The following is a 24,421-nucleotide window of genomic DNA, read 5'->3' as shown; positions in this document are numbered from 1 at the left end:
AAAGCCCGTGTCTTATGGATATGTGGGGTTTATTAACCGCTTACACTGAAGCTACCATCGGTAAAGGGTCTTATAAACTCAGTGATGATTACAACTTTCTTTTTGATGTGGACAAAGACTTCATTAAAAACGAAGGTGACGCAAGAAAAGAAGGCTGGGATACCCAATTTGGTCTAGCGCAAGGTGCAGGCAGCATCGGGGATTTTGATGCAACCATGTATTATTTATTCCGCTATGATGCCTCATGGAAAGCGAGTGATGAGTCCGACTCTTCAGATACTAAACAATATATTCTTGCGCCTTATTTCAGTAAAGATATTACCTTGGGTGGAAAAGATTTTTCATTCGGCATCGAATTGTGGGCACAGCTTGGTAACGCCAATGATGAGAGTTTGAAAAATATAAGTGGCGCAGAAACCAACTTTTACCTATCTGGCGATCTTTCTGAACACTGGAACCTCGAGCTTGCTTGGTATAACTTCGATTATTACGACACAGACGAAGAGGAGTACGACTATCAGATTGGTACCGAAAACTATCTGACTTACTCGCTACCACTTCCTGCTGGCTTCAAATTCAACATTGAGAATTATGTTGAAGCTTATCATACGCCAGACTCAGATACGACATTGGCTTATGCTCATATCCAACCTGAATTAGAATTTAAAAAAGCGGTGAATGAACATTTCTCGTGGCATGCAGGTGTTTCCTATGAAGCATTTAACTGGGAATTCAAAGATGCCAAAGGAAATGAAAAAGACAAAGATATCTTCGATAATAACGAATTCCAAGCTTATTTAGGCTTCACCATCAAGTAAGCGCGATACACTGCAGGCAAATTCACTGCCTTTTGCCTGCAGTGTTTAAACAACAGCAAGATTAACCCACACGCTTTTGCCACTTATCTATTACCGTAGCACCAATCAAATCGCCTTGCACATTGACAGCGGTACGGAAGGTGTCGAGCGGGCGCTCAATGATCAGCAAAATAGCAATGGCTTCCAGGGGGATCCCCGCAGCCAGCAACACCAACTGCATACCCGACATCGAACCTGACGGCATGCCCGGCGCGCCTACCGACGAAACCATCGCCATAATGAAGATCATCACAATGCCAGTCGTCGACAGATCAATCCCGAACAGTTGTGCCAAGAACACCGCCGCAATCCCTTCAAATAATGCGGTGCCATCCATATTCATCACCGCGCCCAACGGCAAGACCATGCTTGCGGTCGACGGGGTGACCTTGAGCTCTTCTTTGGCGGCCTGCATCGAGACGGGCAGTGTCGCAGCACTGGAAGAAGTGGCAAAGGCCATCGCCAGTGGCGCGGAAATGGCACGAAATAGGCTCACAAAGCCAATACCACCAGCGACGCGTGCAATAAGTGGCAATACAATCACTGCGTGGACCATCGTGAGTCCAAACACCAAGGCGGCGAAGCTAAATAGCTGGCCAAATAGATCGTTATCGCCTTGATGGGAGAACTGGAAAACAATCGCAAACACCGCAAACGGCGCCAGCTTGATAATCCCTGCCACCATGGTGTTAATGCCTTTATTCAGCCCACGAATGGTCTCGAATAATGGGTGCGACTCTGGCAGTGCGACAATCAGCGAAATGCCGAACAAAATGGTGAACACCACAATCGCCAAAAGGTTACCCTGAGTCACCGCGGCAAATGGATTCACCAACGCCATATTGATAAGTTTGGTGGCAATGGCTCCGGCTCCCGCAGCATCTTGGTTGATAAAGCTAATGCTCTCATCCACAGGCGGTGCATTGGTGAGCGGTTGCCACTCGGGCATCATAAGCGCTGCGCCAAGACCAATGGTGATCGCGATGGTGGTGGTAAAACCGTAAAACAAAAGTGTTGCACCACCCAGGCGCTTAAGGCGAACCACATTGCCAATATTACTGATCCCTTCCAGTAGCGAGAGCAATACCATCACACCGACCACGGCTTTGAGTAGACCGATATAACTGACCTTGGCGAGCATAAGCAACGGATACCAAGTGGTCTGTTCCGCGTTCTCAATGGGGCCAAATACCGTGCCTACCAGCCAAGCTAGTGCGGCCGCCACTGCAATTTGCAATGGCAAAGAATGTCTAATGGTTTTCCACATTGTCTTTTCCCTAATCACAGCGTCACAGCTGCATAATGATGATTTGTCTATTTTTTTGGCGCTAAGAAGCGATAAAGCATACCAAGGTGTTAGACGGGGCTCATGTAAAAGTTATGAACAATCTGGAATAACTAGTAACAAAATGGTTGGTGAGTAAATTGGGCCACAGTTTTCTCTACAAGAATGGGGGGAGAGAATGACAAAAAAGCCCGCCTAAAAAGACGGGCTCTTATTAATAAGCGCTCATTTTGCTTATTGTGGACGCTGATTTTGTGGATTCAGCTCAAGATTGACAGGCGTATCCAACTCTTGATTTAACGCCTTTTCTAGCTCAGCAACATTGGTACCGGGTGTCGCTTCCAGCAACGCCACGCCATCGAGATAGCTGACTAGGTCGAGACCATATTTTTGAGCTAGCTGGCTGGCGTTCGCCTCACTGGCTTTGACCAAAATCGAGCCTGTGACCTTTAATGGCGCGCTTTGTGCCGAGACGGCGACTTTATCGCCAACCATCACGCCCATTTGCTCGCCACTCATATTACGCGCATTGCTGTCGGTTTCGACGACGACATAGTCTTTGCCATTTAGCTGCACCGTGCCTGCGCTGACACCAAGGCTGATACCCATGACTGCCAGGGCTATCATTAATTTTTTCATACTTCGTCTCCTATTAACCGCGGTGACCAATGACACGCAGTGACCATTGCGTCAATTTACCATCGACGCTGTTATTCGCCATCGACTTCACCTCACCCCCTAGGCTGTATTGACGCGTCTTGCCGTCTGTATCTGTGACGTAGAGTGTCCATTGGCCTTGCGATGCTTCACCATTGAACTTATGGCTAAGCATCAGGTGGTCAGTAAAGCCTTCTGGGTAGGTGCTATCTAGGGTGTTCGATAGCATGCTATTGCGTGGAGACATCAGCACGCTACGGGTACCAGAAGGGGACTCGAGTTCAATCAGCAGATCTGACATACGGCTATGCTCGATCGACGTCCGCACTTGTACCGCCTCGATGGTGAGGTTGTCAGCTACTTGCACACTGTCTGCTGTCGCAACCGACCCGGCATCCGCAATCGTTAACCCAGTTTCACCCTCTTGGTTGTGATAAGACCACGTCCAATCCGTGAATACTTGTGCAGGGAGAGACTGATAGGTCTTCGCGGCTTCGAGTGCTGCATTAACATCAATCAAACCAAAGCCATAAGTTGGACTATACCAGCGCCCCGCGGCATTTTGCTTCCAACCTTCTAGGCCAGTCACCGTACGCTCACCACCAAATGCCGTTTGATAGGTTAAAAGCACATCGGCATCGTCTGCATCCACGCGTGTCGCCGTCGTCGCTAATAGGTGGCGAATATCGCGCTGAGACAGATTTGGATAAGCTGACATCATCAACGCAAATGCCCCTGAAGTATTTGGCGCGGCCGAAGACGTCCCGTTCATCACGCTGTTGAAATCACAGGTGTTGTCTATCTCTGTCCCACCGTGTAGATCGTGTGAATCATAAGGAATACGATCGTCGCGGTTGTAACCCATCGTACAGCCTGTCAAATCTGTGGTGATATGTGCCGGTTTATTGGTGCCATACTCGCCACCTGGCGCGGTCAAGAAGACGCTGCTACCCACGGAGGAATAAGATGAGCGCTCACCATCCGCATTCAACGCACTCACCGTCACGTTCCAGTAATTGGCATTACTGGATGATTGGTTACTGTTTTGCCACGGTAGACCATGGTTCTCATCTACAGGACCGAAGCGCTGACGGTTAAACGAGGTACGCTTATAGCCATTACCCGCTGATTTGATAAAGACTGCGCCAAGCCCGCCAAAGGCATCCGTGCTCATTTTTTTGTATTGGGCGTTCTGGCGACCAGCATAGCTCATCGGGTCATCGCTATAGGGATAACTGCGGATGCCTGAGCCACCATAGCTTTGGTTGAATATGCGGACATCATCCGAGTAGCCTTCGCGGCCATGGCTGATCTCCCACGCATTTTGGCTTTGGTATTCGAGATAGTTATAGCCTTGCAAGTTGGCAAGCGGTGCTACCCCCATCCCACCAATACCATTATCACGAACCGCCGCGATGATCCCCGCGACCGAGGTACCATGGGCGGTATTACGACTGCTCCAGCCCTCCGGTGTCGGGTCATCATCACGTTCCACAAAGTCATAGGACTTTCCAGCACGGACGTTAGCGGCCAGATCGGGATGGGCAATTTCTAACCCATCGTCGACGACGGCAACGTTAACGTTTTGTCCCAGCACATCTTGGCGATGGGCTAACCATACGTTGAGATCATTGCCTGGTTGGCCACCCTCTCGGGCAAAGGCATTTTGACCACGGTTGAGCAAATGCCACTGTTCGGCCGTAAAGGGATCATCACCGGGCAAGCAACGCTCATCGCTGGTACGACTGCCATCCATGCCGCTCGCTCCAACCAGTGATACACACGCTTGTGGCTCTGGATCGGTGGGAGGGTCGACAGGATCTGGCACTTGGGCCATCGCCCACACCCCGGAGCTGTGAAAAAGTGCGCCGATAATCAGCGCAAGAGAGCTGTGTTTGTGCATTTATCATTCCTTTTTACACTAACTAGACGTGTCTCAATTCTGAGAGACCCATCATTAGTAAAAAGAAATAACTTCAATAGAAACAAGCTATTAAAAGAAACGTGATCTTATGCCTAATTATCAAAGCACAAGATATAATTAATTGAACAAAACCTGCAAGTTTTAACTTTTGTGTTACATGCCTGTGCAATAACTGTGACGTTAAAAAACACTTATAATGTAATAAGTTATGCTTTTTGGTTTTTATTATAATGCCCCAGCATCGCCCGAGCCATGAGTATGGTGCAATGCACTGACCACGTAGTTTGCTATGGCAGTGTCTTGCACGCCTGTTCCCGTTAAATCACACACGGTGACCGCCTCATCACTTCGCGCGATGGGACGCTCCGACGCCACCGTTTTGCCTAACTCTTCCACACATCGTGACAATGCCAGCCCTTTTAGCTCACCCAACACCTCAGACTGAGCACGTCTATCCACCAGCACCCAGTCGGCATTGTGCAAAATATGAGGATCAAGCTCGCGCTTCTCTGCACTATCCGAGCCCATCGCCGTGACATGGGCGCCCTTGGGAATGTCTTGCCAATGCAAAATCGGCTGCTTAGCCGGTGTCGTGGTGACAATAATATCGGCCTGTTGACAAGCCTGTGCCACATCTTGGTGAGGGATCACTCGCACTCCCAGTTCGGCCTCAACCTCTACTTTGTACTGCCTTGCTTGTGCAATGTCTCGTGCCCAAACATGCACCGTGTCTATTTCTCTAACCAGTTTGAGCGCAGACACTTGTAACCTTGCTTGCGTGCCCGCCCCCAACACAGTGACAATGTTGGCATCATCACGCGCGCAATACTTGGCACTTAACGCGCCGGCTAGAGCCGTACGCAAATCAGTCAGGTATCCTTCATCAAACAGCACGGCCTCCACCAAACCGGTTGATGCAGAGAAAACCACCATCAAACCATTAAGACTCGGTAGACCTATCGACGGATTATCAAAAAAGCCAGGACTGACTTTAATCGCAAATCGCTCAGCGCCTTTGATGTGAGCGGTTTTGACATCGACTTCGCCGTTGTGCTCGTGAATGGCCATGCTTAACACAGGAGGCATGGTTACCTCGCCACGCCCCAAGGCACTGAACGCATTTTCAATCACACTGAGACTGTGCGGGTTAAACGTCGCAACAGATTCGATTTGCTGACGATGATATAGCTGCATACGGGCTCCTTTGACACTCACCAAATTCAACCACAAGCTAAGAGCGAGCCTGCTCACTTAATGCCATGACCGCTGTCAGGGTATCGGTTGATACATTATTTCCACTGACCACAATCACCACTTTCTTGTCCTGCCACTCTAACTGGTGCTGACATGCCGCGGCCAATCCCACCACGGCGGCACCTTCTACCCACCTATTTTCGCACTGCCACATATCGATCATCGCACGGGCGATAAACGCTTCATCCACTTGATAATGTTGCGTCATCACTTTAGGCACCAAAGAAAAGGTGTATTGATTATTAAGGCCAATGCCTCCACCCAGGCTATCTGCCAACGATTCAGATTCAGGCACAGCCACTGGCTTACCCGCTATGATGCTTTCATACATCGCAGCCCCATCGCGAATTGAGACGCCAATTAGGTCGATATGTGGGGCGATGGTACGCGCCGCTAAGCCAAGTCCTCCCACCAAGCCGCCTCCCGATAAGCCGGCTGCAATCACATCAACATCTGGCGCATCTTCAAGGATCTCAAGCCCAATGGTCCCTTGTCCGGCAATAATATCAGGATGATCAAAGGGAGGGATATAACACAACCCATCACGCGAAACGGCCTCAAGCGCGGCTTGTTCAGCTTCATCCTGCGAACGCCCCACGACCCACACTTGCGCGCCCATTGCTTTAACAGCGTTCACTTTGTTGTCAGGTACTAACGAAGAGAGACATACGGTCGCCGGGATCCCAAGCTGCTTGGCCGCGTAAGCAAGCGCACGGCCATGGTTGCCTGTCGAGCAGGTGATCACACCACGCTCACGCAGCGCCTTGGGCAACCGACTCAATGCGTAGGTGGCACCGCGTAATTTAAACGCGCCCGTCGGCTGGCTCGTTTCGAGCTTCAACCAAATTTGTGCTTGGTAACGCTTAGAAAGCGTCGGTGAATAAACAAGCGGTGTGCGCGCCGCCACTGGCTTTATCGCTTGGCGGGCCAGGTATACATCATGCAAGCTCGTTGACACGCTCCCTCCCCCTTCACGTTACGTGGTCAGTCAGCACGGAGAAATACAGCACTGTTAGTAAACAGATTAGTTGCCTGACACCCAGGATCCAACCTTCTATTTTCACCATTTGCGCTAAACGTTGGCAGGGTTTATCGCGTAAACTCTCTATAAATGAGGAGTGGTTATGAATTGGATTGAAGCGCACGAAGCCGGGTTTAGGCTCAGCCTGTTTGCCTTGGTACTGTTGGTAATGCTCGTCGCCGAATGGCGGTGGCCGAAGCGCAAGCTCACTCGCACGCGGCGAGAGCGTTGGTCAGGGAATATCTTATTGACTGTATTTAATACCCTCACGTTGCGAGTACTGGCACCGATTTCTGCAGTGGGTGCGGCCAGTTTTGCCGCCGCCTCGGGTTTTGGTTTTTTTAATCAGCTTTCGCTTCCTGAATGGGTCGCGGTTCTGGCCACATTAGTTGTGATGGATATGGCGATTTGGTACCAACACAAACTCTTCCACCAGGTACCATGGCTGTGGCGGCTGCATCTAGTGCATCATGCCGATATGGACATTGATGTCACCACAGGCGCGCGTTTTCACACGGTGGAAATTTGGCTGTCGATGGCCATTAAGTGCGTGTTAGTCGCGCTACTTGGCGCACCTATTGTCGCCGTGATCGTGTTTGAAACGCTACTCAGCGGGATGGCAATGTTTAATCACAGCAATGTTCGTCTCCCCAAGCACCTAGACGCTTGGCTGCGCCGCTTTATCGTCACACCAGATATGCACCGGGTGCATCACTCCACCCGTTTTCATGAATGCAACGCCAATTACGGGTTCAACCTTTCATGCTGGGATCGCTGGTTTAATACCTATGTACCACAGCCACGCAAAGGGCACCAAAAAATGCGAATTGGCTTAAGCGAAGTCGGCCAACCGACTGATGCCAGTCATGTTTTTGGAATGCTGCGTTTACCCCTCCGTTGGCGTATACTGCAACGCGCCTACCAACACAAAAAGGAGAGCTGGGCGCATGAAACAGGTGATCGTCACGTCCAAAAACCCCGCTAAAATCGCTGCGGTTGAGGCCGCGTTTTATGACGCTTTTCCCGACACACTTTTCACCTTTACGGGCGTTTCCGTCGCCAGTGGCGTGGCAGAGCAACCAATGACAGAGCAAGAGACCTATGCCGGCGCGTGTAACCGCGTTCGCCACGCCAAAGCGGAATACGAAGGAGACTTTTACGTCGGGGTAGAAGCAGGCTTAGATGGTCAACATACCTTTGCATGGATGATGATAGATGATGGGACAACGCAAGGCGAGGCACGCTCAGCCTCACTGCCTCTCCCTCCAGAGGCGTTGGACGCTCTGCACCAAGGCGAAGAGCTTGGCGATGTGATGGACAGAATGTTTGCCACTGAAAATGTAAAACAAAAAGGGGGCGCCATTGGCATGCTCACCGGGCATCGATTAACGCGCTCAAGTGTATACCATCAAGCGCTAATCATGGCGCTGATTCCGTTTATGCACCCGCACTTATACCGTTAACGCCATAAACAACGGCGCCCTGTGGCGCCGTTGTTTGTCTATTTAAGGCTTTATTGATTAGGTCGATGAGGTGGACTGTTCAGCTTCTCGTTTCAATAAATCAGCCAGCCAATTTTTGGTCTCGTCATCCATCCGCTTTAACTCATTCGAGCCGCGTGTGACGGTCGCGATCCCCACGCCCAATAATTGACTCAACTGGCGCTGACTCATTCTCCCTTCTAACAACTCATGCAAAATATTAATCCGAGCCACCAAGGTGTCTCGCTCGTCGGGGGTCAGTAAGGCCGTCAACAAGGCATCATCATTATCATCTTGTCCAGCACGGCGCACTAGCGCGATAACATCTTGCCAACCAGAAAATGCAGGCGATTGCGACATGGATTCCTCTCGCTCTTTACGTGATGGTCGCGATTGTAACATTAATAACGCTGTGCCAACTCGTGTGCTCTTAAAAACTGCACGGGCTCACCTAAAAGTTGGCGATAATAGATATCGAACATCAACACGTTCTGCACATAATGGCGCGTTTCATAAAACGGGATCGACTCGATGAAAGCAATCGCATCCATGTGCCCTTTCGAACGTGCCAGCCAGCGGCTTACTCGATGTGGTCCAGCATTGTATGCCGCAAAAGCGAGAACGCGGTTGCTATCGAAGCGATCGAGCATCATTTTCAAATAACCACTGCCCAAGCGGATATTCACGCCCGGATCGCTAAGACTGGCCGGCCCTTGATAATCAAACCCTAACCGACGCGAGGTTTCACGTGCCGTACGCGGCATCAATTGCATCAAGCCTCTCGCGCCTACGTGAGAGACCGCACGGGTAAAGAAAGCACTTTCTTGGCGTGACAGCGCCATCAATGTGGTTTTATCTACCCCACGTTCGCGACTGAAAAACTCAAACCACCACTGATGAGCCAGCGGAAAACGCAACGATAAGTGGTCCCACATTTTTCCGGCAATGGTGGCTTGTACTGCGAGATGATACCAGTGCTGTTTATTGGCATAAGCGGCTAGGAGCGCAATTTGCTCATCACTGGCGCGCTGTAACACATAATACCACTCGCGCTTCGCCGCGTAGATTTTATCAAGCGCAATCAGCTCATCGACTCGCGCCAGCACATCATTGACAGGCATCAGACCCGCCTCTTTCAACACCGCAGTACGCGAAGGGATATGGATCGGCTTTTCTAGGTGCTGAGCGGCAGCCACACTGTAAAAATTGCGCTCACCCAACAGGGTTTCAAATGCCTGATTCGCCGCGTGACTGTCGCCAAGCTCTAACTGAATCCGCGCTTGCCAATATCGCCATTTTAGTGATTGTTTCGCCTCATCACTGAGCAGTGAAAGCCATTGATTCAATACGTGCCAATCACCTTCCACCAACGCCAAGCGAAACCGTCGCTCGAGCAGACCATCATCGTCGCTTTGTCTCAGCATACGATCACGCCACCCCGCAAGCGCCGGCTCATCGTCATTCATCAGTTGGCCAATAAGATAATCAGCAATGGCTTGTCGTTCACCTTTGTCGTAATGCTGCCCTTCTACGGTGCGACGAAAATGGCGAATGGCTTGCGCTTCGTCTTTACGCGCCAGTCTCTCAAACGCAAGACGAGTCAGCTTTTGGTTAAAGGGTGTCACTTTGCTTCGCTTGGAAAAGTCAGCAACTTGTTCAGGCTTGTCATAAAGATCAATAACTTGCTTTCCCACCGCTTGGTGAGTGTTGGGGAGTTGATCTTGTAGGTAATGCATTAAGCTGCGATTGCGCCCTTCAAAGGTCAGCAACATCCGCCGCAAGATTAAATCACCAGTGAGTTGCTTTTGCTCGGAGAGGTAATCAAATAAGGGATCGCATGCACTGTCGACTGATTGGCCAGACAAGTAGAGTGATTTCGCGCCACTGCGCGCTAATGCACGATTGCCAGCCTGGCTGTGAGCATAATAATACTGGCATTGATAACGCTCCCCTCTTGGTACATCGGGCTGGAAAGCGACCAAGGTTGCCCAATCTTTTCGATTCGCCAGTAGTGTCAGGTAGTCAGCACGCAGACTATTGGCAAACGGCATGGTGGTGTAACGCTGAATAAAGTTGGTGACCGAGGTGGGCGACTTTTCTGAAAGGTTGCGAGTAAAATCACGGTAATCTAAATAGGGATAAAGGGGATAATCACGCAACTTGGCTTTGAGGCGGCGAAATTGGCGTAATTCACCACGCTCAATCGCATCAATGGCAGCCTCATATTGACGCTGCGCAGGCGTCATTTGCCCACTGTCTGGGCTCGCCGACGCCAGAGCAAGAGAAGGAGAAAAAGCGGCCCCTAGAACCCATAAAATAAGTCCAGGTCGCAGTGAACGGGAGAAGGCACGGACACCACGACGCACCGCGTGAGATGCATTGCGTAAAGGCCCGGACAAAGCGATGAATCGTTCCATGTCAAAGGTCGCTCCTAATCAATTAACACCGTGACGAATGTGTCACATTCAGGATGTGTGACAACGAATAGACAACAATCGCATCAGCAAATTCCCTCGCGCTTTGGCAAATGGTTTGCTGCCCATGGGCTATATTACCCACCGAATATGACAATCACTGTTAAACTTGGCAAAGTTAACGTTAGAATAGTGTCTTTTACACCACAACGAGTAGCGTGAGCAGAAATGGCTGAGTACGTATATACCATGTCGCGGGTGAGCAAGATCGTGCCACCTAAGCGCCAAATTCTTAAAGATATTTCTTTGTGTTTCTTCCCAGGCGCCAAAATTGGGGTGCTAGGCCTCAACGGGGCCGGTAAATCGAGCCTATTGCGCATCATGGCCGGTATCGATACCGAAATTGAGGGTGAAGCCCGTGTGCAACCAGGCATTAAAATTGGCTACCTTCCGCAAGAGCCAGCGCTAGACGAAGACAAAACCGTGCGTGAAACCGTTGAAGAGGCGGTCTCGGATGTGAAAGATGCATTGACGCGTCTCGACGCTGTCTACGCGGCCTATGCCGATCCTGACGCCGACTTCGATGCCTTGGCGCAAGAGCAAGGTGAACTGGAAGCACTGATCCAAGCCAAAGATGGTCATAATCTTGATAACGCCCTAGAGCGTGCCGCCGACGCCCTGCGTCTGCCGGAGTGGGATGCGCAAATCAAAAACCTGTCTGGGGGTGAGCGCCGCCGTGTGGCGATTTGCCGTTTGCTACTCGAGAAGCCTGATATGCTGCTACTCGACGAGCCAACCAACCACTTGGACGCCGAATCAGTGGCATGGCTAGAACGCTTCTTGGTCGACTATACCGGCACGGTTGTGGCGATTACGCACGATCGCTACTTCCTTGATAACGCCGCTGGTTGGATCCTTGAACTAGACCGTGGTGAAGGCATCCCTTGGGAAGGCAACTATTCATCGTGGCTTGAGCAAAAAGACGTGCGCTTGAAGCAAGAAGCCTCCCAGGAAAAAGCGCGCCAGAAAACCATTGAGAAAGAGCTTGAGTGGGTACGTCAAAACCCGAAAGGCCGTCAAGCCAAATCAAAAGCGCGTATGGCACGCTTTGAAGAGCTTAACACCTCCGATTACCAACGCCGTAACGAGACCAATGAGCTGTTTATCCCACCCGGCCCACGCCTGGGTGATAAAGTCATTGAAGTTAACAACCTCACTAAGTCATTTGGTGATCGCGTATTGATTGACGATCTGTCTTTTAGCGTCCCGAAAGGCGCTATCGTCGGTATCGTTGGTCCCAATGGTGCCGGTAAATCCACACTGTTCAAAATGCTCAGTGGTACCGAAACACCGGATGCAGGCACCGTAGAGGTCGGTGACACCGTACAACTGGCTTCGGTGGATCAGTTCCGTGATAGCATGGACGACAACAAAACCGTTTACGATGAGATCTCGGAAGGTGCCGATATTATTCGCATCAATAACTTTGAGTTACCTGCGCGTGCTTATGTCTCTCGCTTTAACTTCAAAGGGAGCGATCAACAGAAACGTATCGGCGATTTGTCCGGCGGTGAACGCAACCGCGTCCACCTGGCCAAGCTATTGAAAGCAGGCGGCAACGTCCTGCTGCTTGATGAGCCAACCAACGATCTGGACGTTGAAACCCTACGCGCCTTGGAAGAAGCCCTGCTCGAGTTCCCAGGCTGCGCCATGGTGATTTCACACGACCGCTGGTTCCTTGACCGTATCGCCACCCACATCCTTGACTATCGTGATGAAGGCCAAGTGAATTTCTTTGAAGGTAACTTTGCTGAATACACCGATTGGTTGAAGAAAACGCTGGGCGCACAAGCGGCTGAGCCGCACCGCATCAAATACAAGCGCGTTGCCAAGTAACGCCGCACTAATGAGGGCAGCCAACGCTGCCCTTTTTATGGTCTCCCAGCAGGTAAATTGTCTCCCAGCAGGTAAAGCGGCTCGCAACAAACCGCACTCCATCCGCTTTCTTACGCAAGAACACCAAAAAATGTTTCAGAATCGATACGTCCGCGCAGATTATTAGGTCGCCCGCCATGCATCGCCTACACTTAGTTCAAAGGATTGAGGAGATGCGATCATGCCAGAGCGTAGAAAGTTTTCCCGCGTGATGTATCGTGCCCCCGCGATACTCAAGCAAGATGAACAGGCGTGGCACGCGCAGGTTCTCGACTTGTCTCTCAAGGGTGTGTTGCTCAGCCGTCCTGAGAACTGGCAAGCAGACCCGCAACACACAGCATTCTCGTTGGTCTTTTACCTGCATGACTCTGACGTAGAATTAGACATGGACTGCATTCTGGTCAATAACTGCGAGAATTATCTCCATCTTTATATTGATCACATTGACATTGATAGTGCCAGTCATTTAAAAAGGCTCGTTGAACTCAACGTTGGCAACGATGAACTCCTTCACCGTGAGCTAGCGCAGTTGACCGACCCAATGGCAGAGTCAGAATCGTAACGCCACATCGTCATGGGCGGTATCAAACGCAGGCCAGCAGTAACCAGTCATGACAGATCATATTCATATCGCCATCTCACACCCAAATGGTGTGAAGCATTATACGCTTTGCCCTACCCGTAAAAAGGTAGTGCAAACTTTGGCGTTAGTCGTGCTGGCCGTTCTCACCGTGACCTTTGCCAGCCTCTATTTACTCTCCGAGCGTTCCACTGAAGCCGAAGCTGCGGTTAACCGGTTACGTGAAGAGCGTGCTGCATTGAATAACGAAGTGGCCATGTTGCAACAAAAACGCGATGAGCTGTCACAAACCATCGAGAACAAAGATGTCGAGCTGACTGCACTGACGCAGCGCGTGGTGACAGTGGAAGATATGCTGGGGCTGCAATCGGTGGCCAAAGACGCCTCACTGACCCATCGGCTTGATGTGGCGGCGATTAACTCCGCTGTGCGCTACACCATGCTTCAGCTCATTCCTAATGGTAAACCGATTCAAAGTTATCGCCGTTCATCTGGGTATGGTTCACGCACGCACCCAGTAACGGGCAAAGAAAAATTCCACATGGGGTTAGACTTAACCGCAGACATCGGCACCCCGGTGTATGCCCCGGCCGATGGCGTGGTGGAGTATGTCAGACCCAGTCGCCGCAAAGGCTATGGTAATTTTGTAAAAATTGATCACGCGTTTGGCTTTATGACCCTCTACGCCCACCTTGATAAGTTTAATGTGCGAAGTGGGCAGTTTGTAAAGAAAGGCGACTTGATTGCCTGGTCGGGTAACACGGGTTTATCCACTGGCCCTCATTTGCACTACGAAGTCCGCTTTTTAGGACGAGCGCTGAATCCGCGCCGGTTTATTAAGTGGAGTGCTGAGCAGTTTGATACCTTGCTCGAAAACGAGAAGCGCGTCAGTTGGGGACATTTAGTCGCGGTAGTGGAAAACTTGGTCGAAACTCAGGTACAAGTCGCCAATATGCCCGACGCTGAGCCGCCACTGAGCACCGCCCAGCAGCGCGAATCCGATGTGCAAACCACACCGACAAAAGCCTCAATGTAGTAGAGGTAATAGAGCCGTAGAGGTAGTAGAGGTAGTAGAGGTAGTAGAGGTAGTAGAGCGATGATAAAACCGAGCGCCTTTATTCGATCAACGGGCCGTATCATCGCCCACCACTTCGCTATTGGTACTTGCGCACGACTACAAATCTTCTAGCACATCCAGGGCATCGGAGAGTTTGCTAACGCCATAAACCGTCATCCCTTCAATACGCTGTTTCGGCAAGTTGGCTTTGGGCACGACTGCTTTTTTAAAGCCATGTTTTGCCGCTTCCATCAAGCGCTCTTGCCCACTTGGCACTGGGCGAATTTCTCCCGCCAAGCCGACTTCGCCAAAGACCACCAGCTCTCTCGGCAGCGGGCGATCCCTAAAGCTTGATATCAGCGCTAACAGCAGGGCAAGATCGGCACTGGTTTCGGTGACTTTAACCCCACCAACCACATTAACAAACACATCTTGGTCAGACATTTGCAGCCCACCGTGTTTGTGTAAAACGGCCAGAAGTAAGGCTAGACGGTTTTGCTCTAGCCCCACCGCCACCCGGCGTGGATTGGCCAATTGTGAATAATCGACCAAGGCTTGTAACTCTACCAGCAAAGGGCGAGTTCCTTCCCACACCACCATCACCGAGCTACCGGAGGTTTGCTCCTCACCACGTGAAAGGAAAATAGCGGAGGGATTACTCACCTCTTTTAACCCCTGCCCTGTCATCGCAAACACACCAAGCTCGTTGACCGCCCCAAAGCGGTTTTTATGACTGCGTAGCGTGCGAAAACGGCTATCGCTGGAGCCATCAAGCAAAATAGAGCAATCAATACAGTGCTCCAGGACTTTAGGGCCGGCCAGCGTGCCATCTTTGGTCACATGCCCCACCATAAAAATCGCCACATTGTGTTGTTTGGCATAGCGCGTCAGTGCCGCGGCAGACTCTCGCACCTGCGACACGCTGCCGGGCGCGGATTGTACATCCGCGACATGCATCACCTGTATCGAGTCAATCACCATGATTTTCGGTTGTTCTTTTTTGGCCACCTGACAGATGGTTTCCACACCCGTTTCTGACAACAGCTTCAAGCGGTCTTTGGCAAGCCCGAGTCTATCGGCGCGCATCGCCACTTGCTGTAATGACTCTTCCCCTGTGATGTACAAGGTCGGCAAATGGTGTGCGAGCCCCACCATGGTTTGCAACAGCAAGGTACTTTTCCCTGCGCCCGGGTTACCACCAATCAAAATAGCGGCCCCTGGGACGATCCCCCCGCCGAGCACACGATCCAGCTCTTTAAAACCACTGCTCAGGCGTGGCACTTCTTGTAGGTCGATATCCTGCAGGGTTTGGACTTGCCCCTCGGCGCTGCCTGCATACCCGGCATACTTTTCATTGCGCGCGACCTGAGGCGACGCCGCTAGCCTCACCTCTGTAATGGTGTTCCACGCGCCACAGGCTGAGCACTGCCCTTGCCAACGGGGAAAATCCGCGCCACAGTCGTTACATACGTAGGCTCGTTTTGTTTTTGCCATTCGCTCTCCAAGACGTATGATGTCAGCTAATTCACAAAATGATTGCTATCTTATTAATTATTCCGACACTTTTTCGAATCGGTGCCGTTATTATATTAAGGACAATACTTTACCAGACTTTGCCATGAAGCAGGATGATTACCAGGGACTGATTGAGCAGCTGCTTCCGATGTCCCAAACCCCCAAATTTGAGGTGCTGCTCGATAAGCTCACCGCTAACGAGCCAAGCTCTGCCAAACTGCTGATCAAAATGGAGATCAGACGTTTAATGACGCCATGCAATCGTGCCATCGATCTGCGTGGCAAAGTCGATGGTGAATGTCATCAATACGAGTTAAACGGCCAAACACATTGGCTGGATGATGTGGCAATTAACCACTATTACGAGCGCTTGCCTTTATACAACGGGCAAATGACCCAAGGCTTGTGGGAAGATTTGCACAACACCCCTAATAACTTTCGCGTCAAACACGAACAAGAGAAACACACTCAGCAACAAGGAAAAGGCCCAGTCAGTGATACGGCCCAAGCGGCATTGTTACCCGAGAAACTCACCTTTGGCCGTTATTTAGCGCGTAGTGAAAGCCGCATCCATTTTGCTACCCAAGTATTAATAACACTGAATACTGGGTATGAGGTACATGGGGTCACCAGCGACTTGTCTAATTCAGGGTGCCGAGTGCGTGTCCCTGCAGCATTCGATTATCCGCCTAGCGCTGAAGTATTAGTGCAGTTCACCGCGCTGGGGCAAAAGTATCAAGATCCCGATCTTGAGCAAGGGTTGAGTTATCGCATTATTGGCGTCGATCAAAACAAAGAGTCCACCAGTAGTGTGTGGTTACGGCTGCGGCTTGACACCAGCAGTGACGCGATTAAGCAAGCGCTCGACACAGAAATGGCCTCGCCCGACTTTCGTGGCAAACAAGATGGTGAGGACAAGCTACTCACACTCAAGCTGCAAAGCTATGAACAGTCCTTTTTGCACCATACCAGTGTGCTACCGCTTTACTTTGCGCAAGACAAATTAGAGTACGTATTACAAACGCGGCAAAATCGGGAGCTATGGGATTACTGGCACGACAGCCGCAATCAACCCGTCATTAATCATATTTTTGATGCAAAGCGTTTGGCGTTACTGCAAGTGGAAGGAGCGTCAACCAGCCAGCTATTGTTATATTGCTTTTATGTAGAGAAAGACAAGCAGCGTTTCTTCTATTCTGCCTCGCCCAGCGAAATGAGCGAAGATGAGCGCCACCTGTTCTGGCAACTGGGTGCCAAGCGTCCTTCATGGCGGGTGTTGAAGGTGACCATGTCAGCCATTAATGCGGGTGACATTGAGCGTTTGCAAGATGTATCTCCGGACTGGCTTAACACATTAAAAACCCTCACACACGTCGCGTTGGTGCAAGATGTGACTCATACCGAAAGCAAGGATAGTTATTTATCCCACCCCAAACCGTCGTTATCCAGCCAAGCCTTGCGACGCTTTTTACACCAACGTAATCCAGTTTGTCTTGCCCAGCTCATCTCTTCTGACCGTCAACCTCAACGTCGTGAACCACGTTATGCCTATCGCTCTGAGGTCTCATTGGTGCATCCAGAACAGGGGGCGCTGAAGGGAAGGCTGGTCGATTTTTCCTCGGGGGGCTTGAACCTGAAACTGGCGCAGCCTTTTCAAGGGGCGAAAGATGACTTGGTGTCTGTATCACTCGATGCGTTTGTCAATATTGACCCGCGCGCACCGTTAGTCGACATGCCGTATCAGGTGATTCGAGTGAGCCCCAAACGCGATAATATTCAACTCAAGCTCACCACTGAAGCGCCCAACACCCGTCGTCGCCAGTATCTTCGCCGCTTGATTGAGCACAACCTCGACAAATTGACCGTGCTGGATGAACGTTTGCCCGATCCTCCCTTGATTTGGGCCATGCACCAGTTGCTGCTCACGCGCCTAACCGTGCAGCCTTATTTTGTTCGACGTGATAACGGTGTACTGTCGGTGCCTGCAGTGGGTATCAACCTGCCTCCCAGTCGTTTGCACCGCTTTCTCGAGCGCGCAGGCGGCGGTCGCCAACTGTCTTTTTACCCGGTGTTCGGGGATAAGATTCTCACCCGTACCCATGAAGTCACACGCCCCTCGCAGCCTCTGAAAGAGCTGGTACGCGAGTACTTCGTCTGGATAGACATGCAAGATGACAAGGTGCGTGCGGTGCATACCTTTGCCGATAGTGAGTTTGAATCTGACGACGCGAGACGTAAGTTCATCCAGTTGGCGCAAAAAGGCGGGGCGTTTGCCGTGCTACGCAATCGGATGACACCGCTGGCCCATGCAGAACAAGATATTGATGCCACCCAGTTATCCAGCTTGCTCAAACGCGATACCCACAAAGCACGCCAACTGGAAGACGAATTTGTTGCCTTGTGTGCCTACGGTGAGTTGGTCGATGTGACCGATGAAGTGCTAATGCGCCTGGGGCGATAGCCGCAGGCGACGCACTCGTCAGCACGATATCGACCGCGGCAATAGCAAGAGAGAGCGGCATCCAGTAGGTGCCGCACCGAGAGGGTGCCACACCAAGTGGGTGCCACAAGGTTGCGCTTATTAGCGTGGCTGCCAGCTAATCCGATCACGAATACTGGCAGAGAGCACACACAACACACCGCCCAACCACGCATGTTTGACCGCCGCTTGCGCTTTCGCATTGACTTTGGGCTTCGCATGATAGGCAATACCAAGGCCAGCGGCCTCCATCATCGCCAGATCATTGGCGCCATCGCCAACGGCTAAGGTGTTCTCCGGCGCAATATCGTACTTTTGCGCCAACATGGTCAACACATCCGCTTTTCGTTGTGCATCCACGACGTTCCCTTCTACTTCGCCGGTCAATTGACCATTTCTGACCCCAAGCTGGTTTGACGCCGCATAGTCCAAGCCTAATTGCCGCTGTAGGTGATCAGAAAAATGGGTGAAACCGCCAGAGGCAATCGCCACATACCAGCCGCAGGCTTTTAGACTGGCCACGAGATCCGCCATTTCTGGCATCAACGGCAACTGCGCTTTCACTGTCTCAAGTATCGCCGCGTCAGAGCCTTTCAAGGCCGCCACGCGTTGACGTAAGCTCGCCTCAAAATCAAGTTCGCCCAACATGGCACGCTCGGTAACCGCAGACACCGCCTCTCCAACTTCAGCGAGTGCCGCAATCTCATCAATACATTCTATTTCTATCGCGGTGGAGTCCATGTCAAACACCGCCAAACCAGGTCTGCTTAAATCCGGCAGGGCCTGTAAGTCCGCGCAGTCGAGCTCGAGCGCCTCAATCACGGTGCGATGCTCATCCGTCAGTTCACCACGGATCAATAACACCTCATACGGCCCAACACGCCAGCCGTCGACGACCTCAACGTCATCACCGGTAAAAAAACGGATATCGTCGAGCTGACGGGGGTCGATGACCTCACCAAACACAATCCATCCCCCTTGCCGGCGGCGCGAGAAAGCAGACGTCGTCATCGTTGGGAAACGGCGGTAAAGTTGCGGTGAACGGTGAATTGCCAAGGGGTTGGCCTTATCCATGGTCAATATTTTCCTTTCGATTTCCAAGCAAGCTTGGTCAATGAATCAATCACAATGAGGCTGTGATACCATAAAAACCGTAGTAAGCTCCAGTGCTAATTGACTCTGTTTATCTGGCTTGAGGAAGGTATGTTTTCAATTTCGCGCAAAACGCTACGGCGGGTGACCTGGTGGGGAATGTTGCTCACCACGATCGGTGCTATTGCCGCCTTAATGCTTTACAGCACCACACTCAGCCAGCGCCAGTATCAAGCGCTGTATCAGCAAACCGATCAATTAGCCCAGCTGATGACCCGCCAGGTGGGGGTACAAGCCTATGATGCCTTGGTTGATAAGAACTATCAGCCTCTGCAAACCATGGCCAATGAACTGGCAACCGAGCCGCTGATCCGTGATGCCAGCTTCTATCAGCTCAACGGCAGTCCTGTGGTGCGCTCAACGAATGCTTTACCACTGGAAACCGCCGTCGGATTAACCACCCCACTGGGGCTAGAAAGCCAAGGACGACAGCAGCTGATGACGCCGATAAGCCGTGGTGGCGATATTGTCGGGTTTCTCCGTCTCACCGTTGAGCATCACTCGGTTATCAATGAAGCCAAAAAACAGCTGCAATCGAATATGACCGAATTCCGGCTCCTCATTGGCCTTGCTCTCTTGTTGGGGGTGCTATTAACGCTCATGCTCACTCGTCGTTCTGCGCGTGTATCTTGGTAAAGCGACAACAATACGGCGACCAGTACGAGAAACCGAGATAAAAAAAGAGATGGCTGTTCGCCATCTCTTTTTATCTAGGGGGTCAACGCGTTATAGGAACGACTTGCCGTAATCCATTGGCGACACATCAAAGTATTCCGCCAAGGACTGGCCAATATCGGCGAACGTTTCGCGGCGACCGAGTGAACCCGCAGGCACTTTTTTGCCGTAAACCAATGCAGGGATATGCTCACGGGTGTGATCGGTGCCAGGCCAGGTTGGATCGCAACCATGGTCAGCCGTTAGCAATAACACATCGTCTTCTTCAAGCATGTCCATGATTTCCGGTAGGCGACGGTCAAAGTATTCCAACGCCGCGGCATAGCCAGCTACGTTGCGGCGGTGGCCGTACGCCGAGTCAAAGTCGACAAAGTTGGTGAATACCAAGCTGTTATTGCCTGCTTCTTTGATGGCGTCTTTGGTTGCATCAAACAGCGCTTCTAAGCCTGTGGCTTTGATTTTCTTGGTGATACCGCAGTGCGCGTAAATGTCCGCAATCTTACCAATCGAGATCACATCACCTCCTTTTTCGTCCACCAGCTTTTGGAGCACGGTAGGAGAAGGTGGCTCGACAGACAAGTCACGGCGGTTACCGGTGCGCTCAAACTGGCCTTTCGCTGGCCCGATGAAAGGCCGGGCGATCACGCGACCAATGTTATAGTCTTCCAGCTCTTCGCGCACGATCTGGCACAACTCATACAGGTTATCGAGCCCGTAGGTTTCCTCATGGCACGCAATTTGGAACACCGAGTCCGCTGAGGTGTAGAAAATCGGCTTCCCAGTTTTCATATGCTCTTCGCCCAGATCGTCCAGCACTTGAGTGCCCGACGCATGGCAGTTACCAAGATAGCCAGGTACACCCGCTCGCTCAACAATGCGATCAAGCAGATCTTGCGGGAAGCTGTTGGTTAAGTCTGAGAAGTAGCCCCAGTCAAACAACACAGGCACACCAGCAATTTCCCAGTGGCCAGATGGGGTGTCTTTACCAGAAGATAGCTCTTTGGCGTGCGCATAGGCACCGATAATCTCTGCATGTGAGTCTAAGCCTTCTGGGAAGTAACCTGACGACTCTTCACACGCTTTACCCAAGCCCAACTTGGTCATGTTAGGCAAAGACAAGGGGCCTTGACGATCCGCATTATCCGCTTCGCCCTTCGCACACGCTTGAGCAATGTGGCCCAAGGTGTTTGCACCTTGGTCACCGAATTTGACGGCGTCTTCAGTGGCGCCAATACCAAATGAGTCTAAAACTAATACAATTGCGCGTTTCATGATCGCCTCCATTAGACGTCTTGTAAGCTGATGCGACGATAAACGTCTGGTGTTGCACTCGGCGCCTCATCAGCGACTTTCACTGCGGCTCGCACCGCATTCGCCGCTTGTTGCCATTGCTCTTCAGTCTGAGCGTGGAGCATGGCGAGCGGGGTGTGCTCATCCACTTGTTGCCCCAGACGAATCATTTCGTTCAACCCAACGGCATAATCAATTTTATCGCTGGCAACCCGACGGCCACCACCTATTTCTATAATAGCCATGCCCAATGCCCGTGTATCCATGGCATTGGCAATGCCTGATTGCTCGGCATAGACAGGTTTGATCACGGATGCAGTCGCCAGATATTGATCCGGCGACTCAACAAAGTCAGCCGGCCCACCTAGCCCTGCAATCATTTTGGCAAAACACTCGGCAGCGCGACCGCTGTCCAGTGCCTGATCCAATTTTTGTTTTGCTTGATTCACATCGGTTGCCAGCCCACTGACCACCAACATGTCGGCGCATAGCGCCATGGTCACATTGTACAAACGTGGATTACGGTAGCGCCCGGTGAGAAAATCAACGGCTTCTTTCACTTCTAAAGCGTTGCCTGCCGACGAGGCTAACACTTGGTTCATGTCCGTCAGCAAGGCACTGGTTTTAGTACCAGCACCGTTGGCCACTCCCACAATCGATTTGGCCAACGCCTCTGAATCTTTATACGTTGGCATGAACGCGCCCGATCCCACCTTGACGTCCATGACCAAGGCATCCAGGCCTGCGGCCAGTTTTTTCGACAAAATCGACGCGGTGATCAAAGAAATATTATCTACCGTGGCCGTGACGTCACGGGTGGCATACACGCGTTTATCCGCAGGCGCTAACGAGCCGGTTTGCCCTATGATGGCGACACCGGCGTCACGGGTCACCTCCCCAAACACTTGGTTGCTTGGCATGATGTTATAGCCAGGAATCGACTCCAGCTTATCCAGCGTGCCCCCAGTGTGGCCCAAGCCACGACCTGAAATCATCGGCACATAACCGCCGCATGCCGCCACCATAGGGCCCAGCATTAACGAGGTTACATCACCAACGCCCCCTGTCGAGTGCTTATCCACGACGGGGCCATCAAAATGCATGTGTGACCAATCGATGGTCATACCGGAATCGCGCATCGCACAGGTCAATGCCACACGCTCATCCATGGTCATATCATTGAAGTAAATCGCCATCGCAAACGCAGCAATTTGACTTTCCGACACCGAATCGTTCGCCACACCCTGGATGAAAGAATAAATTTCTTCTTTGCTTAACGCGATGTTGTCGCGCTTCTTACGAATAATTTCCTGAGGTAAGATCATGCATCCTCCTTACTAGCTCAATACGTGAGCGACCGAGTACACGACCCTCGATCGCCCCACTGTTTGGGTGAGTGGCAACTTGATTAATAGCCACCTTCAGCCGCTTTTTCGCCTTCACCCAAGGTGTGGAGTAAGTTCGCCAACAAGCTAGATGCGCCAAAACGATAGTGGCGGTTATCGGCCCATTGGTCGCCGAGAATGCGATCGGCCATCGCCAGGTATTGTTGCGCGTCTTCTGCGGTGCGCACGCCACCGGCTGGCTTAAAGCCAACACGTTCTGCAACGCCTTTATCGTTGATCACGTTGAGCATGATCTCCGCCGCTTCAGGGGTGGCATTCACCGCCACTTTCCCCGTAGAGGTTTTAATAAAGTCAGCACCTGCATCAATAGCAATCTCAGACGCGCGCTTGATCAGTGCCTCGCTTTTCAGCTCACCGGTTTCAATGATCACTTTAAGTAATACGTCGCTGCCACATGCGGCTTTACACTGTTTGACCAGCTCAGCACCCACTTGTTCGTCACCCGCAATCAGCGCGCGATACGGGAACACCACATCGACTTCATCGGCGCCATATGCCACCGCGGCTTTGGTTTCTGCCACCGCAATATCAATATCATCATTGCCGTGTGGGAAATTGGTCACGGTAGCGATACGCACCTCTGGCGTGCCTTGTTCGCGCAGTGTTTTCTTGGCGATAGGGATAAAGCGCGGATAGATACAAACTGCTGCTGTGTTGCCAACGGCGGTTTTCGCGTTCTGACACAGGCTGATCACCTTTTCATCGGTATCATCATCGTTCAGTGTGGTCAGATCCATCAGTTTTAGTGCGCGTAGGGCCGCGGTTTGTAATTCGTTCATTAGTTATCTCCAGTCCTCATTCTTTTGCCAAACAGGTATCGGGTTGGCCACTGTATTAACAACCGGTTTTGTTTTCCGGTCATTGCTCAGCGGACTTGGCTCCATGAAGTTTGAGGCTGGACATCGCGCCGCCTTCAACCAACCATCCTTGTTGCCGCGTGCAAATACCTGGGTATTTGCGGTTTCGCCGTTGGACGTTTCTGATAGGGCTAGCCACACCTTGTTGCTAACCATGAGAGGAAAATAAGGATTGTGGCGCCAGCAAACTTTGACGGCGTTCACTTATTTTACCAACGCCGTTTCAGCAAAACTAGATTTTACCGTTTATGTTGAAAAATACACTGTTGCGCGGTGGAACCAATCTTTCTAACTGAAAAAACGCGCCACAATCCACTGATAGCCGACGCCGCCCAAATACACCCCGACAATGCCCATCACCCCGGATAAGACAGGCGGTGCGGGGATGGGGAGTTTGATCGCACTAAACAATACGCCCACTAAAAAGCCGGCCACGAGGGCGAGAAGAATTTCCTGCATGGTTTTACCTTATGTTGTCACAAGCCTCTATTGATGAGTATACACCCCTCAGCAAGGACGGGTGGTTGAAGCATACTCATAACGTAAGCCCAATAAAAAAACGCCACACAGGCAGTCTGTGTG

Annotated in this window: 21 protein-coding genes; 8 read left to right on the top strand and 13 right to left on the bottom strand. The window is 51.4% G+C overall.

Annotated elements, in window-relative coordinates:
• Positions 1–818, top strand: an 818-nt coding sequence (locus tag C7A19_RS13260; protein WP_235614311.1) for a hypothetical protein, incomplete at its 5' end; no start/stop codon positions are given.
• 61 nt (positions 819–879) lie between these two features.
• Here the strand turns inward: C7A19_RS13260 and C7A19_RS13255 are convergent.
• The 5 genes from C7A19_RS13255 to eutB all read right to left on the bottom strand — a co-directional run bounded on the left by C7A19_RS13255 (position 880) and on the right by eutB (position 6,935).
• Positions 880–2,124 carry a dicarboxylate/amino acid:cation symporter gene (locus C7A19_RS13255; protein WP_116645096.1) on the bottom strand — a complete coding sequence of 415 codons (1,245 nt, stop codon included), beginning with the start codon at positions 2,122–2,124 and terminating at the stop codon, positions 880–882.
• A gap of 252 nt (positions 2,125–2,376) precedes the next feature.
• Entirely contained in the window at positions 2,377–2,781 is a 405-nt protein-coding gene (locus C7A19_RS13250) for a hypothetical protein (RefSeq protein WP_116645095.1), read from the bottom strand.
• Between the two features lie 13 nt (positions 2,782–2,794).
• Positions 2,795–4,702 carry a S8 family serine peptidase gene (locus C7A19_RS13245; protein WP_201264093.1) on the bottom strand — a complete coding sequence of 636 codons (1,908 nt, stop codon included), beginning with the start codon at positions 4,700–4,702 and terminating at the stop codon, positions 2,795–2,797.
• Positions 4,703–4,948: 246 nt separating this feature from the next.
• Positions 4,949–5,917, bottom strand: coding sequence for a cyclodeaminase (locus C7A19_RS13240; protein ID WP_116645094.1), 969 nt, complete (start codon positions 5,915–5,917; stop codon positions 4,949–4,951).
• 37 nt (positions 5,918–5,954) lie between these two features.
• The gene (gene eutB, locus C7A19_RS13235) at positions 5,955–6,935 is read right to left on the bottom strand and encodes a hydroxyectoine utilization dehydratase EutB (protein ID WP_116645093.1); all 981 of its coding nucleotides are present in this window, start codon (positions 6,933–6,935) and stop codon (positions 5,955–5,957) included.
• Positions 6,936–7,101: 166 nt separating this feature from the next.
• Here eutB and C7A19_RS13230 point away from each other — a divergent pair, with 166 nt between their 5' ends.
• Positions 7,102–7,983, top strand: coding sequence for a sterol desaturase family protein (locus C7A19_RS13230; RefSeq protein WP_116645092.1), 882 nt, complete (start codon positions 7,102–7,104; stop codon positions 7,981–7,983).
• On the top strand, positions 7,946–8,461 hold the full coding sequence (yjjX, locus tag C7A19_RS13225; protein WP_077458793.1) for an inosine/xanthosine triphosphatase: 516 nt from the start codon (positions 7,946–7,948) through the stop codon (positions 8,459–8,461). The genes C7A19_RS13230 and yjjX overlap by 38 nt, the downstream gene beginning before the upstream one ends.
• A 57-nt stretch (positions 8,462–8,518) precedes the next feature.
• On the opposite strand, the gene trpR is transcribed toward yjjX, so the two are convergent.
• Together trpR and sltY are read right to left on the bottom strand one after the other, a co-directional pair.
• Positions 8,519–8,839, bottom strand: a complete 321-nt coding sequence (gene trpR / locus C7A19_RS13220) for a trp operon repressor (protein WP_046075150.1) — start codon at positions 8,837–8,839, stop codon at positions 8,519–8,521.
• A 41-nt stretch (positions 8,840–8,880) separates the two neighbouring features.
• The gene (gene sltY, locus C7A19_RS13215) at positions 8,881–10,896 is read right to left on the bottom strand and encodes a murein transglycosylase (RefSeq protein ID WP_116645091.1); all 2,016 of its coding nucleotides are present in this window, start codon (positions 10,894–10,896) and stop codon (positions 8,881–8,883) included.
• A 225-nt stretch (positions 10,897–11,121) separates the two neighbouring features.
• Between sltY and ettA the strand changes: the two genes are divergently transcribed.
• From ettA to C7A19_RS13200, 3 genes are all read left to right on the top strand, one after another.
• Entirely contained in the window at positions 11,122–12,789 is a 1,668-nt protein-coding gene (gene ettA / locus C7A19_RS13210) for an energy-dependent translational throttle protein EttA (protein WP_077458796.1), read from the top strand.
• A 220-nt stretch (positions 12,790–13,009) separates the two neighbouring features.
• Entirely contained in the window at positions 13,010–13,390 is a 381-nt protein-coding gene (locus tag C7A19_RS13205; RefSeq protein ID WP_069362779.1) for a PilZ domain-containing protein, read from the top strand.
• A gap of 49 nt (positions 13,391–13,439) precedes the next feature.
• On the top strand, positions 13,440–14,444 hold the full coding sequence (locus C7A19_RS13200; protein WP_077458797.1) for a peptidoglycan DD-metalloendopeptidase family protein: 1,005 nt from the start codon (positions 13,440–13,442) through the stop codon (positions 14,442–14,444).
• A 138-nt stretch (positions 14,445–14,582) separates the two neighbouring features.
• On the opposite strand, the gene radA is transcribed toward C7A19_RS13200, so the two are convergent.
• Positions 14,583–15,959 (bottom strand): DNA repair protein RadA, encoded by a 1,377-nt coding sequence (gene radA / locus C7A19_RS13195; protein ID WP_046075145.1) that lies wholly within the window; start codon positions 15,957–15,959, stop codon positions 14,583–14,585.
• 124 nt (positions 15,960–16,083) lie between these two features.
• Here radA and C7A19_RS13190 point away from each other — a divergent pair, with 124 nt between their 5' ends.
• Positions 16,084–18,441 (top strand): PilZ domain-containing protein, encoded by a 2,358-nt coding sequence (locus C7A19_RS13190; protein WP_162300277.1) that lies wholly within the window; start codon positions 16,084–16,086, stop codon positions 18,439–18,441.
• Positions 18,442–18,561: 120 nt separating this feature from the next.
• Here the strand turns inward: C7A19_RS13190 and serB are convergent, their stop codons facing one another.
• The gene (gene serB, locus C7A19_RS13185; protein ID WP_077486527.1) at positions 18,562–19,533 is read right to left on the bottom strand and encodes a phosphoserine phosphatase; all 972 of its coding nucleotides are present in this window, start codon (positions 19,531–19,533) and stop codon (positions 18,562–18,564) included.
• Between the two features lie 129 nt (positions 19,534–19,662).
• Here serB and C7A19_RS13180 point away from each other — a divergent pair, with 129 nt between their 5' ends.
• Positions 19,663–20,247 (top strand): AhpA/YtjB family protein, encoded by a 585-nt coding sequence (locus tag C7A19_RS13180; RefSeq protein ID WP_077486526.1) that lies wholly within the window; start codon positions 19,663–19,665, stop codon positions 20,245–20,247.
• A 90-nt stretch (positions 20,248–20,337) separates the two neighbouring features.
• On the opposite strand, the gene C7A19_RS13175 is transcribed toward C7A19_RS13180, so the two are convergent.
• The 4 genes from C7A19_RS13175 to C7A19_RS13160 all read right to left on the bottom strand — a co-directional run bounded on the left by C7A19_RS13175 (position 20,338) and on the right by C7A19_RS13160 (position 24,298).
• Complete coding sequence (locus C7A19_RS13175) at positions 20,338–21,558, bottom strand: phosphopentomutase (protein ID WP_077486525.1); 1,221 nt, start codon at positions 21,556–21,558, stop codon at positions 20,338–20,340.
• Between the two features lie 11 nt (positions 21,559–21,569).
• Complete coding sequence (gene deoA / locus C7A19_RS13170; protein WP_077486524.1) at positions 21,570–22,901, bottom strand: thymidine phosphorylase; 1,332 nt, start codon at positions 22,899–22,901, stop codon at positions 21,570–21,572.
• Positions 22,902–22,984: 83 nt separating this feature from the next.
• Entirely contained in the window at positions 22,985–23,761 is a 777-nt protein-coding gene (deoC, locus tag C7A19_RS13165) for a deoxyribose-phosphate aldolase (RefSeq protein WP_077486523.1), read from the bottom strand.
• Positions 23,762–24,127: 366 nt separating this feature from the next.
• Positions 24,128–24,298: a XapX domain-containing protein gene (locus tag C7A19_RS13160; protein ID WP_069362770.1), complete on the bottom strand. Its 171-nt coding sequence runs from the start codon at positions 24,296–24,298 to the stop codon at positions 24,128–24,130.
• Positions 24,299–24,421 lie beyond the last annotated feature (123 nt).

This window comes from Salinivibrio sp. HTSP, from assembly GCF_003390965.1.
Classification (GTDB): Bacteria; Pseudomonadota; Gammaproteobacteria; order Enterobacterales; family Vibrionaceae; genus Salinivibrio; species Salinivibrio kushneri.
The sequence above is the reverse complement of the archived record's forward strand: the minus strand, read 5'-3'. Positions and strand labels throughout refer to the sequence as shown.